Source organism: Arthrobacter rhombi, assembly GCF_900163545.1.
In the GTDB taxonomy this organism is placed as follows: Bacteria; Actinomycetota; Actinomycetes; order Actinomycetales; family Micrococcaceae; genus Arthrobacter_H; species Arthrobacter_H rhombi_A.
In genome coordinates, this window is record NZ_FUHW01000048.1 from 21,588 (window position 1) to 36,200 (window position 14,613).

Here is a 14,613-nt window from a genome sequence, read left to right on the forward strand (position 1 = left end):
CGGCTCATGACTTCCATAGGGGTGCGCCGGCACGTGTGCTAGACCTCCAGTTCGGGTTCCAGCTCCTCGAAGACCCACTCGAACATGTCGAGTACGTATTCGCTGAAGGTCCCCTCCTCGCTGTCCCACGATCCATTGGAATTACGACGGCGGTGGACGATCGGATCCGGGATGTCCAACTGGTCGGCGCGGAAACCCCAGACATGTTGTTCATCCTCATCTTCCATGAACAGCAAATAGCCGTCCTCGATCTCCAGCTCATCCGGGTCGAAGAAGAAGTAATAGGCCTCCATGAGGTCATCGCAAGCGCCGACCGCCAAATAAAACTCCTGGAGCACCTGGGGGATCTCGACGCCGGCCTCGGAGAGCTCGTCCCCGAGCTCTTCGGAGGTCAACCCATCCTGTGAAACCCACTGGTCATCAAGATATTTGGGAATCAGGGAACGGAACTTCTCCACGAACATTTCAGCCATGCCTAAATACTATCGGTCCCGGGAGTCAGTAGACGTCGCGGGCCGAAAGCGCCAGCCACAACTGGACCCGGTCCGGGGTGTTCGACGGGTCATAACCACTGAGGTCGGCGATCTGTTGCAGCCGGTACCTGACGGTGTTTCGGTGCAGACCCAGTGCTTCGGCGACCGTGCCGACGCTGCCGTTGAGCTCCAGGAACCGCCGCAGGGTGAGCATCAGGTCGGAGCCGTGCGCTGCATCGAAATCAGTCAACGGTTCCAGGGCCTCGGCCGCAAGGGCCTGCAGGGGCACGTCATGGGCTGCCAAGAGGAGCGACGTCAACGAAATTCTTGAGGGGTGGTTGATCCGGGCCCCATGACGGAGCGCCTCGATGGCTTCGAAGTAGCTCCAGCGCAGACCCGTCACCTGGGCGTAGGAACCTCCGTAGGAGACCCTGGCAGGGATGCCGGCACCGGAGAGGTAAGCGGCAAACTCCGTGGCAGCGGCTTCGCCGTCCCCGGCTTCGAGCACCACTGCGAGCCGGTCCTCGACCATGGCCGAGACGCCCTTCTCCCGTCCGGGCGGCAGCGGCAAGGTGGATAAGGCCCGGCTGCGCGGTCTGACAGCTTCAACCAGCAGGATGGTGTGGGCGGCATGGGGAGCGATGCCGATTGCTTGCAGGCGCAGGGCGGCATCCTGGCCCTCGACCGTTCCACGGGTCAGGTCCGTGAGCACCTGCCCGCTGGTGGTCCGGTGGGATTCACGAAGCCGAGCCCGCCCGGCCAGTTCGACACTGATCAACGACTGCGCGTATTCGATGAGCCCCCCGCCAGCCTCCTGTCCTTCCAGGAACAGGGTGCATCGATCTTGCAGCCCAGTGGAAACGGGTATGCTCTGCCAGCCATCGGCAGCCGGGGAGGGGCCGTGGATCCGGGCACCATATTGGGTGAGGGAAACGGGTCGCTGGAGTTGCCGGCCTAGTTCCCGCAGTAGTGGGTGCAGGCCGCCGCCAAGGAGCGCTGAAGCCAGTCGCTGGTGACCCTGCAACAGTCGTTCCATCCGGGCCACGTTTTCGGCGGCCAGCGCTTCGGCCAGGATCCGGGTGATGGCCACGAAGGGTGTCTCATAGGGGACCTCGAAGAGCGGCAGGCCCACCTCCGCCGCACGCCGGATGACCGCCGCAGGAACCTTGGTGTGGGTCAGCCCCGTCCCATAGCCCAGGGCCACCACCCCGGCGTGGACGGCATGGTCGACGAAGCCGGTTTGGGAGGCAACGGTCTTCTGCCGGACGCCGGTGGTGAGCAGGACCTCTCCGCCGGCCAGGAACGGTGTGGGGTCCGCCAATTCGGTGACGGCGGCCCAAGAGAGGGGATGGTCTTCGGCGTCGTCGACGCCGGTCAGAGGCCTCAGATTCAGGGTGGGGGAGGACAGCAGTCCGGAAAGCGTCATCGCCATGTCTGCCAGTCTAGTCGGTGATTGTGCATTGGCCTTATGCGTACCGAGATCGTTGGGTGTTATGACGAACGCGACTCGAGGTAATTGTGACGAGGGCAACAGCAGTTTACGGTGTATGACATGACCACTCCATCTCAGGCCGGGGCAGCGACAGCCAAGAGCCATAAACGAGAAACTTTCTCCTCGCGCAAGTTGTTCATCATTTCGGCCATCGGTTCCGCCGTCGGCTTGGGCAATATTTGGCGTTTCCCTTACGTTGCCTACGAAAACGGCGGCGGCGCCTTCCTGATCCCGTATCTGGTGGCCCTGCTGACGGCAGGCATCCCACTGCTCTTCCTGGACTATGCGGTGGGGCATAAATATCGCGGCTCAGCACCGCTGGCCTACCGGCGCATGCACCGTGCCGCCGAACCGCTGGGCTGGTGGCAGGTGCTGATCTGCTTCGTCATCGCCATCTACTATGCGGTCATCATCGCGTGGGCGGCGATGTACACGATCTTCTCCTTCAACAAGGCCTGGGGCGACGACGCGGACACCTTCTTCTCCAGCGACTTCCTGAAGGTCGCAGAAGTCCCCGGGCTGAGCTTCGACTACGTACCGGGGGTATTGATCCCGCTGTTCATCGTCTGGGCCGTGATCATCGCCATCATGGTCCTGGGTGTCCGGCGGGGCATTTCGAAGGCCAACAGCATCTTCCTGCCGCTGCTCGTCGTCATGTTCGTCATCCTGGTCGTGCAGGCATTGTTCCTGCCCGGGGCCATGGACGGACTGAACGCTTTCTTCACCCCGAATTGGGGCGCCTTGGCGGACCCCGGGGTCTGGGCCGCAGCCTACGGGCAGATCTTCTTCTCCCTTTCCATCGCCTTCGGCATCATGATCACCTATTCCTCCTACCTCAAACGCAAAACCGACCTGACCGGATCCGGTTCAGTGGTGGCTTTCGCCAACTCCGGTTTCGAACTGCTGGCGGGCATCGGCGTCTTCGCCGTGCTGGGCTTCATGGCGCAGGCCCAGAGTGTGGCGATCGACGATGTCGTCAGCGGCGGCATCGGGCTGGCCTTCGTGGCGTTCCCGACGATCGTCTCGCAGGCACCCTTCGGTTCGGTGCTGGGCGTGTTGTTCTTCGGGGCCTTGGTCTTCGCCGGCATCACGTCGCTGATTTCCATTCTCGAGGTGATCGTCGCGGCCATCCAGGACAAGCTGGCTTGGGGGCGTGTTTCTTCCACCCTGGTGGTGACCGTACCCATCGCCTTGATTTCATTGGTGCTCTTCCCCACCACCACGGGGTTGCAGTTGCTGGACACCACCGACGCCTTCGTCAATAGCTTCGGCATCATGGCGGTGGCCTTGGCAGCGGTCATCGTGGTGACCGTCGGGGTGACCAAGCTGCCGGCACTGCACGAGCACCTCAACCGCACGTCCAGCCTCAAAATGGGTGGGCTCTGGCGGATCTTGCTCGGAGGCCTGACGCCGATCGTGCTCGGCTACATCCTGATCTCCGAGCTGCAGGACAAGGCCACGGAACAGTACAGCGGATACCCTGCCTGGTTTAACGGAGTCTTCGGATGGGGGATGGCCGGTTCGCTGATCGTCATCGCCCTCTTGCTGACGCTCGTTCCCTGGAGCAAGAAATCCAAGGCCAATAACGACCCGGAATACGACGTAGTCAAGGCCGACGAGGATGCGTATACGGCCGCGAAAAACAAGGAGACCCAGCCATGACACCCATTGCGATCACCATGCTGATCATTGCCATCGTGACGGTCTGGGGCGGTTTGGCGCTTGCGCTGATCAACCTCTCCCGCCACCCCGAGGAGCCCCAGGACGACCTGCCCGAGAACATCGCGCCCGAGCTCTAGCCTCTTCCCTCACCGGCGGTGCTCCTCGTCCCTTTCCAGGGATGGGGAGCACCGCCGTTTGTGCGCTGTGCGGATGCATAACGCATCACGGGTAGCCCTGTGCCAGGCACCCTAGCGTCCGTTGGACGGCTGACCGTAGGCTCAATGCCGATGCAAGGCCCCAACCGCAGTACCCAATGGAAGGAAGCCGCCGTGGAGATCGAATACCGGCTCGAACAAAAGCGCAACATCACCGGGGCGTTCCCCGGCCCCGCCTCCCTGGCCCTGGCCGAACGTCGCGCCGCGACCGTTGCTGCCGGCGTCGCCTCCTCAGTGCCGGTCTATGCCGCGGACGCTGATGGTGGGGTCATCGTTGACGTGGACGGGAACTCGTTCATCGACCTGGGTTCCGGCATTGCGGTGACGACCGTGGGCGCCTCCAACCCGAAGGTCGCTGCCGCCGTCAGCCAGCAGACGGAACGCTTCAACCACACCTGCTTCATGGTCACCCCCTACGAGGGGTACGTGGAATTGGCGGAGAAGCTGGCCGAGCTCACCCCTGGCGAGCACGCCAAGAAGAGTGTGTTCTTCAATTCCGGCGCAGAAGCCGTGGAGAACGCCGTCAAGGTCGCCCGTGTCGCCACGGGACGCACCGCCGTCGTCGCCTTCGACCACGCCTATCACGGCCGCACCAACCTCACCATGGGCCTGACCGCCAAGGCAGCTCCCTATAAGCGCGGATTCGGGCCGTTGGCCTCGGAGATCTACCGGATGCCGATGAGCTACCCTTTCCGTGAGGAAAACCCGAACATCTCCGGCAAGGAAGCCGCCGAACGGGCGATCCTGTCGATGGAAAAGCAGATCGGTGGGGACCAGATCGCCGCCATCATCATCGAGCCCATCCAAGGCGAGGGCGGTTTCATCGTCCCCGCCACGGGATTCCTGCCGCGCATCGCCGAATGGGCGAAGGAACAAGGCATCGTCTTCATCGCTGATGAGGTCCAGTCCGGTTTCTGCCGCACCGGCGACTGGTTCGCGGTGAACCACGAATCCGTGGTCCCCGACATCGTCACCCTGGCCAAGGGCATCGCCGGTGGCCTGCCGCTTTCGGCTGTCACCGGCCGGGCCGAACTCCTCGATGCAGTTCACCCCGGAGGGCTTGGCGGAACCTACGGCGGCAACCCGGTGGCGGTCGCCGCGGGGTTGGCTGCCGTGGAATACATGGCCGAAGCGGACCTCAACAGCCGCGCCCGGGCCATCGAGGAGACCTTCTACACCCGGCTGCGCCCACTGCAGCATGAAGTGCCTGCCATCGGGGACCTGCGCGGCCGTGGAGCCATGCTGGCCATCGAATTCGTCAAGGCCGGAGGGAAGGAACCCGACGCCGAGGTGACCCGGAAGATCGCCGCTGATTGCCTGGCCGCAGGGGTCATCATCCTGACCTGCGGCACCTACGGCAACGTGGTGCGCCTGTTGCCGCCACTGGTCATTTCCGACGAGTTGTTGGCCGACGCATTCGATGTTCTGGAAGAAGCCATTCGCCGGCACGCCTGAGCGATCAAGGCGACGTTCGGCGCCGGATCAGCCGTTGGCTGGTCCGGTGCCGTCCTGCTTAAGCGCGGTGGCAGTTGCTGAGCGGCGCGCCATCCGGGGAGGACCTGGTCGGCGCAGCATGTCGACAGCCACCAGGATGATGGCCACCCAGACGAGGGCGAAACCGGCGAGCCGTTCAGGAGGCATGGCCTCTCCGAAGAGCGCCACGGCAATGATGAACTGCATCACCGGGTTCAAGAATTGCAGGGTTCCCAAGGTGCTCAACGGCAGTCTGCGGGCCGCGCCGCCAAAGAGCAGCAGGGGTACCGCGGTGACGATGCCGCTGGCCGCCATGAGCCAGAAGTGTCCCGGGCCGTTACTGAGCACCGTCGACTCATCCCGGGACATCAGCCATCCCAAGTACACCAGGGCAGGAACCGTCAGAAAGGCAGTCTCGACGGTCAGGCTGGTCACGGCCGTGGCGGTGCGCCCCACACGATTCTTCACGAACCCGTACAGGCCGAAGGAGAAGGCCAGGGTCAACGCAATCACCGGCACCGAACCGTAGGCGAAGGTCAGCACCAGTACCGCAGCGAGTCCGAAACCCAGGGCCGTCCATTGCAGCCGGGTCAGCCGTTCCTTCAGGAAGACCACTCCCAGGCCGGCGGAGACCAACGGGTTGATGAAGTAGCCCAGTGACGCCTCCACCGCGTGCCCGTTGAGCACGGCAAAAGCGTAGGTCACCCAGTTCGCCGTGATCAGCACCGCGGCGAGCGCGAGCCGTCGCAGGGCCGGGCGGTCGTGCAAAAGCACGCGCAGGTCATTCCAACTGCGGGTGAAGGTGATCAGCAGGAGACAGAAGACCAGACTGAACACGATCCGGTTGGCGACGATCTCCGTGGGGGAGGCGATCGCGATCGTCATGAAGTACAACGGCATCAGGCCCCACAGCGCGTAAGCGCCAAGCCCCTGGCCCAACCCGGCACGGCTCGGCCGTGTCGTCGTGCCGGTCATCCCCGGGCGTGCAGGGGCTTCGGGGGTACTTTCGTGGGGCATACTCTTGGCAACCCGGGGTGCCCCCGGCCTATTCCACATTCCGACACTATTCCGTGTCGGGGTTCAGGTAGGTCTGTACCGTCTGTACCGGACGCCCGGTCTGGACTAGCTGCCCGCGGCCCGCGGGCAGGGGCCGGGCACGGATGTTGTTGATCAATCCGCCCTCGGATCGGTCCCCGCTCATGATCAGCGCAGCCGTTCCGGCGTCGCGCAGTGTGGAAAAGAATGATTCATACATGCCTCGGCTGGCGCTGCGGACCTTGCGGGTCAAAATGACGTGAAGATCAAGTTCGTCGGCCATGGGCAGGTATTTGGTGAGGCGTGACAAGGGGGAGGAACCGCTGGCCGTCAGCACGTCGTAATCATCGGCGATGACGACCAGTTTCGCCTTGCTGGGCTTGTTGTTATCGTCACCTCCCGTGCTGCGTAGCTCCAACTCGGCTGCCAAAGCCGCGGAAAGCTGTTCCCCGACGATGGCGCTGCCGGCGTAGCCACCCAGATAGTCGTCGGGTACGACGTCGTCGAGTCCCTTGCGGGGATCGTAGACACCGAAGAGCAGGTCATCCGGGGTGTGCTGATCAACCAGCGTGGCGATGACATTGCGCAGAATGTTGGATTTGCCGGATTCTTCGTCACCGAGCATGATCAGGTGCCGGTCCTTGGACTGCAGATCCAAGACGTGGTTGCCGAGGTCGACTTCGCGCAGGCCCAGTGGGAACTGTCCCTGGCCCGGTGTTGGGGGCGCCTGTTCCCAGCCGACGCTGGCCGGGAGAACACGGACCTGCATGGCGGTTTCGGTGGTGTGTTCGGCCACTTGGGCCACGAGGTCTTTCAGGCCGTCGGAGAGGTCCTCGGGATCATCGACTCCGTCGATCCGGGGCAGCGCCACATGGCCGATCAACTTGCGGTCCGACAACGCCCGTCCGGGGGCCTCAGGATTGACACCGGGGGCGACCTTCCGGTCGATCTGCGAGTCTGACGGTTCGGCGAGGGCGGTCTCGATTTTGTTGCCGAAGAAGCCCTGCTGCGCCATGCGAAGTTCCGCATTGCGGTTCAGGGTGGTCACGACATGGATGCCGTAGCCTCCACCGCGCATGATCAACGCGAAGACGTTCTCCTGGATCTCTTCGAAGTCGTCGGCGATCTGCCCATAGCCGTCGATCACCAAGAAGATGTCGGCGCTGGGTAGTTCGGGGAGCCGACCATCGGCATGCATGCGGCGCATGGTCGTGAGGGAATCGATCTGGTGGTGTTCGAAGACTCGTTCACGGACCAGGAGCATGCCTACCAGTTCCTCCACGGTGCGGCGGACGACTTCGCGGTTGGTACGGATGGCCGTGCCGCCGACGTGGGGCAGCCCGCCAAGGGGTAGCAGTGCGGAGCCGAGCAGGTCGATGCAGTAGATGCCGACTTCATGGGGAGAGTGAGTCAACGCCATGGAGGCCACGACGGTCCTCAATAACGTGCTGCGCCCCGACTGGGGGCCACCGGTGATCATCAGGTTCCCGCCGCCTGAGGTGAAATCGATATGCCAGAGACCCTGCCACTGTTTGGCCGGGTCGTCGAGCAGGCCGATCGGTACGCGCAACCCGCCTCCGGAACCCAGTTGAAGGCCATGTTTGCCCGGATGGACGCCGCCAGCTGCGGCATCCAAGGAGACGGCGGCGGGCAGCGGAGGCAACCAGATTTCTTGGACCGAGCGCGGGAACGAACGCAACGTGTCCATCAGCGTGGACATCACGGTGGGGCCGGTGGTGCGTTTGGCAGCTACGTCCTTCTTCTGGGTGGTGCTCGTTTCCCCTTCCGGTTCCTCCCCCGCATAGCGGGGGACCGTGAGCACATCGGCGACCTCGGCAGGGGCCATCTCGTCTGCCTCATCTTGCCTGACGTCCTCGACCGGGCCGGAAACGTAGCCGGCCTTGAATCTCGTATAGACCGTGGTGTCGACCTTGAGGAAGCCGTATCCGGGGACCGGGGGCAAATGGAAGGCATCGGGGCTGTCCAACACCGTGCGCGATTCTGATTCGGACAGTGTGCGCAGGCCCAATCGGTAGGACAGATAGGTTTCCAGCCCCTTGAGCTTTCCCGATTCAACGCGCTGGCTGCTCAACAGAAGGTGGACGCCGATAGATCGGCCGATGCGCCCGATGGACAGAAACAGATCGATAAAATCCGGGCGGGCGGTGAGCAGCTCACCGAACTCGTCGATGATCACCACCAGATGCGGCAAGGGTGCCATGTCTTCGCCACGGGCTAGTCGCTCATTGCGGTGAACTTGGTAGTCGGTGATGTTGGCAATGTTTCCCGCAGCCTTGAGGACTTCCTGGCGACGCAAAATTTCCCCGTTGAGGCTGGCGTAGACGCGCTCGATCAGGGAAAGGTCGTCCGAGAGGTTGGTGATGATGCCCGTGACCTGTGGAGCGCCCTCGAAGGGGGCGAAGGTGGCACCGCCTTTGAAGTCCACGAGGACCATCGCCAGAACGTCGGGGGAGTGAGTGGCCAGCAATCCGAAGACGAGTGAACGCAGCATCTCCGATTTTCCCGAACCCGTAGCCCCGACACACAACCCGTGTGGGCCCATGCCGAACTGGGCGGACTCCTTCAAATCTAGGACCGTGGGACGGCCAGCGTCGTCTGGTCCCAGGGGGATCCGAAGGAACTCGGCGTCGCCACGCGGTTTCCAGGTGCGTTCTATATCGGCACGGTCCAGATTCGAGCTGAGGCCGAGCATCCCCAAAAAGCTCTCGGCGCCTTGTCCGGAACCACCATGTTCCAAGGAATCGGCTGAAAGCCGCAGCGGGGACAGTTCATGGGCCAACGCATCGGCTGTTGCGACGGATAGCGGGTCCAAGGACCCGAAGGAAACTTCGGGATGTACCGAGTCCGAGCGGTAGTCCTGGACCTGGAATCCCTCGCCGGTCTGGGTGATCCTGATGGTGATGTCGCTGGGTTCCTCGCTGCGATCGTGCACCAAGTGCAGGACCGTGAGGCCGAGGTCTCCGGGGGAGAGGAACCGGTCGGCCAAGGGGAGCTCTTGTGCCTGTGTTCCATGGGTATCCGAGACCACGACGAGTCGTGCCAGGGCCTGCCCCGCCCGACTATTCACTTTTTTTGCTTCCACGGCGATCTTGGCCCGGCGTTGCAGATCGGTATTCATGACGTCGGCCAACGACGCAAGGTCGGGGGCGATCCGGCGTTCCAACTCCACCCCCGAACTTCGGCTTTGATCCGCCAGATGCGGCAACCACGTGGCCCACTGCCAGTCGTCCCTCAAATGTTCGGGGGTGCTGATGCCCAGACCCAAATCTTCGGGGGAATGGAACGCGCTGGCCGAAATCAGGAGGTTCCGGGTGGTGGAGGTGACGAATTCGCGGTCGCCGATGATGCTGACGTTCCCCACCGAATCGAGGGGTACCGTCACCGGCATATCGGGACTGGTGGAAAAACGGCGTTTGAGGATTTCTGCTTCGGCGGCCATGAAGGAATCGGTCTGCTGGGTGGCGCCGGAAACCTCGCTGACCGTGATATCCCGGCAAGGGCGGGCCCCCGAGCCGAGCCGAACGTCCAGGAAGTCCTCGTTTCCGCGGCGACGCTCCCAGAGCCGCATGGGCGTGCGCACGATATCGAATAAAGCCTCGGGTGGCGGGGCACTTTGCCGGGCCACCCCGAGCGCCTCGATCTCGTCGGCACGCATTTTCACGCGGGAACGTTCCAAGTAGCGCATGTAGTTCTCGCGCAGTTGGGTGCGGGTCCGCACGGCCTTACCTCGGTTGGAGAACATCATGAAGATGGCGATCACCACGGTCACGATCATCATCATGGCTCCGATGGCCGCGAAGGGGGAGTTACGGAACATCATCATGGCCGTCATGGATACCGCGCCGCCGAGCATGGGCACGATAGACATCAAGTTCAGACCGGGTGCTTCGCCCTCGACCGGTGGGGGCCCGTCAAGAAGGAAGGGACGAAAAATACGCAACGGTGTCGAGGTCCGCGCGGGGCGGTGAATGATTCGCTGAGCCATCTGCTACTGGACCCCGTTGGCCAGTTCGAGGTTGCGGGCGGCCAGGACGGTGCCTGCCTCCCGATGAGCCGGAAGCATCAATGGCAGCGTGACTCGTGCACCGGCGGCTAGATGCCGGTCGTAGCCGATGGCGTGGGCATCGAAACCGAGCCGGGAGAGCCGGCCCGCTTGGTCGAGGGCTTGCAGCGCCGATGAATGGTCCTGCTGCATCACCAGCACCGTCAGGGGCACTGGCGCGAGGAGCGGGTTCATCCGCCACCTGGACAAGGCAGTGAGAGCGTCATCGAGGCCCGAGAGCGTCGCCGGGACCACGAAGAGGGCCCCGTGGCAGTCAGCCAGTGCGGCCTGGGTTTCGGGAGCTTCCAGACCGGTGGGGCAGTCAAGCAACGTGATGGGGAAATACCGGGAGACAGTGGACGCGGCTTCCCGTAGCAGCGGAGCCGCAGTCCGCTGCGGTGAGCCTGAGCGTGGCCCCGTTGCGTAAAGCCCGTCGGCGGCCGGGGCAAGCAACTCGGCCAGATGCGCGGCGCCGGGCTGGGCGCCGTTGGTGAGTTCTGGGACGATGGAGTCTAGTGCGAGGGCATCATCGATCCCTAGGCGCAGGGCGAGACTTCCATGGCCCGGGTCGAGGTCCAGAACGCAGACGCTGTCGGTCCGTAGGGCAGAGAACGTGCGGGCCAGGAGCGCGGCGGCCGTCGTTTTTCCTGCACCGCCACGCGTCGAGACCACGGCGATCCGTCGACCGGTGGTGACCGGGGCCTGCACGCCGGCAGCGAATTGACTAATTTCCGTCGCGCGGTGTTTGCCACCGAACAACATCCCGAGGATGCGCCGGAGGGATCCGCCGGTGGCCCGGACACCGGATAGCCGGCGGCGGTCGTTCTCCAACGGTGCGCCCAACGTATCGGAGGTGGGCCGGGCCCGCCGTGTGGAGGGGCCGGGAACCCCTCCGGAGCCACCCCGTCGGCTATCCGGCGTGGGTGCCCAGGGATCATTGAGTGGCTGCCCCCATGGGTCGAGTTGTTGCTCGCCCGCCGGGTGGCCGGGATGCTGAGATGCGGTCATGGAAGGTCCTCCGTGCTAGAACGTGTCCAGCATTTGGGCGTAGACGCCGAAGTAGCCGATGAGCAGGGGGATCGTGGCGACTATGGCCAGGGTTTCGAGTCGTTCGCAGATCTGCCGGATTCGTGCCTCGATATGGTCTGGCAGATCCACCGCCAAGCCCAGGCCGATCACGACGGCCAGCACCAGGATGGACAGCCCGACGATCCACACGGTGTCTTCGTTCAACCGAGTCAGTGCCCCTGCGCCGGCCAGGACCCCGATGCCCGTGGCGGCATAGAGCGCGTAGCGTTCCAGAGCCAGAGGGAAGGCCCGGGAGCGCAGCAGGGTTGCCAATGCGAGAGCCAGGAGTAGGGGAAGTGTCCACACGGGATGCCGATCATCCGTGGCGACCAACCACATCCCGACGGCAGCGGAGATGGCAGCGGCCACGGTGGCCAGGGTGAGTCCGGCATGGGCCGAGCGGATGGCGGTGATGGCATCTCGGCGCCAGATGGAGGTGCCTTTGGCCCGCTGGTCGTCGAGGGTGGACAAACCCGACAGTGACAGTGCCAAGGCCGGCAGCAGACCCATGATGAGGATGGAACAAATTGCCGCGATGGCGCCGACGCCGACCTCGAGGTCGGTATCGGTACTGGCCGATGCCCAACGGGCCAAGGGCAGGGCCACGGCCCAGATGCCGGTCAGCGTCCCCAGAACACCGGCGCCCAACAGGACGGCTCGTGGATGTTTGAGCACCGTCGCCAAGCAGGCGACGAAAGCGGCGGTGCCCGCAGCGGCCAATAACAGTCGCAACGAGGGGGTAGCGGACCAATGAAGCAGGCCAATCATGCCCGCACCCCAGCCCGCGCCCATCAGGGCAGAGGAGACGGGCCGGGACGCAGCAGATACCGAAGCGCCCAATGCCAGGAGCCCGGCCCCCACAGCGAGGAGGATCCACCAACGGGCCTCAGGCAGGTACCTTCCCAGCAAGATATCCAGGGCGAGCCAGAGCCCCAACGCGGCGAAGATCCCCGATGCGGTCACCAGATGGGTGCGGTCCCATGAACCCCGCACTTCCCGGGATTGCTCGACGACGGTATCGGAGATGTCATAGACGACGGCAGGTGGTGGGGCTTCACTGTTGCTGACGAGCGTGAGGCGAGCACCGTCGACGACCTGCGCTTGGGTCAACGTTTCCCGCGAGGGGATGGGCTCCCCGGTGGCGGTCAGGAGAACCTTGGTGGCGACGGAGTCGCCCGGGCTGTCTCCGAGCAGGTCCAGGATCTGTGGCATCAGTGTTCCCACGGATTCGGTGGCGGGCAGCAAGAGGTCGGCATTGCGGCGTTCTCCCACGAGGGTCACGCGTGTGTAGGGCTGGGCCATGACGGGCTAGTTCCCCATCCTTCCGGGGCTCGGGCTGGGCGAGGGCCAGGCTGACTGGTTAGGCGCCAAGAAAAGGATGGCAGAGCTCTGCATCTGATCCTGCCGTTGCTTCTTTTCCGCGGCCCGGGTTGCGAGCATGTTTGAGACGAAGGAGACCCCGATGCAGATGGCAGTGATCAGTGCCGCGGCGACGAGGCTGAACAGGAACTGCTTAGTCGTCGCCTTCCAGCGGCGCTCGGTCGGATTCTCACCATAGAGAAGGGCATCGGTAACCCGGTTGCGACGGACGGCGACCGACTCGATGAGTTGGTTGTCGAATTCAGTCGCCACGGTTCCCTCTCGATCTAACGATGTGTTGGTGTGAGTCCATCATGTCAGGTGAATGGATGAAAAATGGCAGAAAACCGGGAGCATGGGTAGTTCTCCCCATGCAGGACGCTTGACCCTGTTTATCGCCGTGCCGTTAGCTGGTAGCAAGCAAGGCACGGACAGCGAGGGTCCGCCCCGCATCGAGGAAAGGTAACAGGGATATGAGCTTTAAGGGAAAGATGGATGTCAATGCCATCGGCAAGGCGGCTGAGGAGGCCAGCGGTTCAGGTGATGAGCTGGTGCGGTTGGTCGAGGAACTGGTCGATGGAGTCGAAGATCTGAAGACCACCTTCAAGGGCAACGGTGCGGTCTCCTACGAGAACTTCATGGCCGAGTCCCAGCGGGTCCAGCAGGACCTCGTCAAGGCCCTCTCGGGCATCTCGCAGGGCCAGGCGGAGAGTGCCAAGCATTACGTCCAGATGGATGACGACTTCGAAGCCGGCGGCAAGGAAGCCGAAAACCAGGCGTCCGGAGCCAAAACCTCGAACTTCCGCTTCTAGCAGTAGCCAGTGCTTCGCAGTGCCTCGGGGCGCTGCTGACGGGGCGGTATCGCCTCACTAGCCCGATATACCGGTCCGGCACGGACCCACAGCAAAGGATTTGAACATGGCAGACGACCTCATTCAGTTTGACAGCGACGCCGCCTCGCGCGCCGAAGGCGACATCATCCGCATTGCCGGACGTATTGAAAGCATCATCGGCGACCGCGAATCCCAGACGAAATTCGTCAAGGACAACTGGGAGGACAGCAACTCGGGAGATGCCTACTCCAGCGTCGAAAAGGATTGGATCGATGCCGCCAATGAAACTCTCCAGCTCGTACATCGGGCGCGGAAGCTTTTGGGAGAAAACTCCGTGACCGCCAAGGACGCCAGCGGGAAGGTCCAAGGCATCTGGAGCTAATTGCTCAAGGATCGCGGTTTATCACGCTGCGGTTGAGGTCCGTCATGGGGCGGGTGGCCGGTCGGTCACCCGCCCCATGAGTGTGTGCGCTCCCACACAAATACGCGGGGCGGCGTGAGTGCAATTAGACTAGGTGGCTGTGTGTTAATTCCTCTCCGGAGTGACACATCCCAGGAGTACCGCCGAAAGGAAAAACAGTGTCCAACCCTGCTGCTGATCGTCCGCTGCGAGTCGCCATCATCGGCGCCGGCCCGGCTGGCGTCTACGCTGCGGACATCCTGACCAAGGCCGAACGAGAGTTCGAGGTCAGCATCGACCTCTTCGACAGGTACCCGACCCCCTACGGGTTGATCCGCTACGGTGTCGCGCCGGACCATCCACGGATCAAGGGCATCGTCAAGGCGCTACATAAGGTCCTGGACCGCGGGGACATCCGCTTCCTGGGAAACGTCAACTATGGCCAAGACATCACTCTGGCCGATATTCGAGACATGTACGACGCAGTCATCTTCGCCACCGGGGCCATCCAGGACGCCGACCTGAACATCCCCGGCATGG

At 63.4% G+C, this 14,613-nt stretch carries 13 protein-coding genes; 6 read left to right on the forward strand and 7 right to left on the reverse strand.

Annotated elements, in window-relative coordinates; translation table 11 throughout:
- Positions 1-38: 38 nt before the first annotated feature.
- Positions 39-473, reverse strand: a complete 435-nt coding sequence (locus tag FM101_RS14260; protein WP_087000835.1) for a hypothetical protein — start codon at positions 471-473, stop codon at positions 39-41.
- Between the two features lie 25 nt (positions 474-498).
- Positions 499-1,905 (reverse strand): PucR family transcriptional regulator, encoded by a 1,407-nt coding sequence (locus tag FM101_RS14265; RefSeq protein ID WP_087000837.1) that lies wholly within the window; start codon positions 1,903-1,905, stop codon positions 499-501.
- A 120-nt stretch (positions 1,906-2,025) separates the two neighbouring features.
- Here FM101_RS14265 and FM101_RS14270 point away from each other — a divergent pair, with 120 nt between their 5' ends.
- The 3 genes from FM101_RS14270 (at position 2,026) to gabT (ending at position 5,297) form a co-directional block, all read left to right on the forward strand.
- Positions 2,026-3,627, forward strand: coding sequence for a sodium-dependent transporter (locus tag FM101_RS14270; protein ID WP_087000839.1), 1,602 nt, complete (start codon positions 2,026-2,028; stop codon positions 3,625-3,627).
- Positions 3,624-3,764, forward strand: coding sequence for a methionine/alanine import family NSS transporter small subunit (locus tag FM101_RS14275; RefSeq protein ID WP_087000841.1), 141 nt, complete (start codon positions 3,624-3,626; stop codon positions 3,762-3,764). The genes FM101_RS14270 and FM101_RS14275 overlap by 4 nt, the downstream gene beginning before the upstream one ends.
- Before the next feature lie 150 nt (positions 3,765-3,914).
- Positions 3,915-5,297 (forward strand): 4-aminobutyrate--2-oxoglutarate transaminase, encoded by a 1,383-nt coding sequence (gene gabT, locus FM101_RS14280; RefSeq protein ID WP_087000860.1) that lies wholly within the window; start codon positions 3,915-3,917, stop codon positions 5,295-5,297.
- Between the two features lie 27 nt (positions 5,298-5,324).
- Here gabT and rarD read toward each other — a convergent pair whose 3' ends face one another.
- The 5 genes from rarD to FM101_RS14305 are packed head-to-tail and all read right to left on the reverse strand — an operon-like array spanning position 5,325 to position 13,113.
- The gene (gene rarD / locus FM101_RS14285) at positions 5,325-6,332 is read right to left on the reverse strand and encodes an EamA family transporter RarD (protein WP_087000843.1); all 1,008 of its coding nucleotides are present in this window, start codon (positions 6,330-6,332) and stop codon (positions 5,325-5,327) included.
- 46 nt (positions 6,333-6,378) lie between these two features.
- Entirely contained in the window at positions 6,379-10,356 is a 3,978-nt protein-coding gene (gene eccCa / locus FM101_RS14290) for a type VII secretion protein EccCa (protein ID WP_087000844.1), read from the reverse strand.
- Positions 10,357-10,359: 3 nt separating this feature from the next.
- Entirely contained in the window at positions 10,360-11,421 is a 1,062-nt protein-coding gene (locus FM101_RS14295) for a hypothetical protein (protein WP_087000846.1), read from the reverse strand.
- Positions 11,422-11,436: 15 nt separating this feature from the next.
- Positions 11,437-12,783 carry a type VII secretion integral membrane protein EccD gene (eccD, locus tag FM101_RS14300; RefSeq protein WP_087000848.1) on the reverse strand — a complete coding sequence of 449 codons (1,347 nt, stop codon included), beginning with the start codon at positions 12,781-12,783 and terminating at the stop codon, positions 11,437-11,439.
- A 6-nt stretch (positions 12,784-12,789) separates the two neighbouring features.
- Positions 12,790-13,113 carry a hypothetical protein gene (locus tag FM101_RS14305; RefSeq protein WP_087000850.1) on the reverse strand — a complete coding sequence of 108 codons (324 nt, stop codon included), beginning with the start codon at positions 13,111-13,113 and terminating at the stop codon, positions 12,790-12,792.
- Positions 13,114-13,313: 200 nt separating this feature from the next.
- Between FM101_RS14305 and FM101_RS14310 the strand changes: the two genes are divergently transcribed.
- The 3 genes from FM101_RS14310 to FM101_RS14320 form a co-directional block, all read left to right on the forward strand.
- Complete coding sequence (locus FM101_RS14310; protein ID WP_087000852.1) at positions 13,314-13,652, forward strand: WXG100 family type VII secretion target; 339 nt, start codon at positions 13,314-13,316, stop codon at positions 13,650-13,652.
- 106 nt (positions 13,653-13,758) lie between these two features.
- Entirely contained in the window at positions 13,759-14,055 is a 297-nt protein-coding gene (locus FM101_RS14315; RefSeq protein ID WP_087000854.1) for a hypothetical protein, read from the forward strand.
- A gap of 197 nt (positions 14,056-14,252) precedes the next feature.
- Positions 14,253-14,613, forward strand: a 361-nt coding sequence (locus FM101_RS14320; RefSeq protein WP_179204344.1) for an FAD-dependent oxidoreductase, incomplete at its 3' end; no start/stop codon positions are given.

Coding starts and splice junctions, on each gene's coding strand:
- FM101_RS14260 (WP_087000835.1), bottom strand. CDS start 473: ATGGCTGAAATGTTCGTGGAGAAGTTCCGTTCCCTGATTCCCAAATAT.
- FM101_RS14265 (WP_087000837.1), bottom strand. CDS start 1,905: ATGGCGATGACGCTTTCCGGACTGCTGTCCTCCCCCACCCTGAATCTG.
- FM101_RS14270 (WP_087000839.1), top strand. CDS start 2,026: ATGACCACTCCATCTCAGGCCGGGGCAGCGACAGCCAAGAGCCATAAA.
- FM101_RS14275 (WP_087000841.1), top strand. CDS start 3,624: ATGACACCCATTGCGATCACCATGCTGATCATTGCCATCGTGACGGTC.
- gabT (WP_087000860.1), top strand. CDS start 3,915: ATGCAAGGCCCCAACCGCAGTACCCAATGGAAGGAAGCCGCCGTGGAG.
- rarD (WP_087000843.1), bottom strand. CDS start 6,332: ATGCCCCACGAAAGTACCCCCGAAGCCCCTGCACGCCCGGGGATGACC.
- eccCa (WP_087000844.1), bottom strand. CDS start 10,356: ATGGCTCAGCGAATCATTCACCGCCCCGCGCGGACCTCGACACCGTTG.
- FM101_RS14295 (WP_087000846.1), bottom strand. CDS start 11,421: ATGACCGCATCTCAGCATCCCGGCCACCCGGCGGGCGAGCAACAACTC.
- eccD (WP_087000848.1), bottom strand. CDS start 12,783: ATGGCCCAGCCCTACACACGCGTGACCCTCGTGGGAGAACGCCGCAAT.
- FM101_RS14310 (WP_087000852.1), top strand. CDS start 13,314: ATGAGCTTTAAGGGAAAGATGGATGTCAATGCCATCGGCAAGGCGGCT.
- FM101_RS14315 (WP_087000854.1), top strand. CDS start 13,759: ATGGCAGACGACCTCATTCAGTTTGACAGCGACGCCGCCTCGCGCGCC.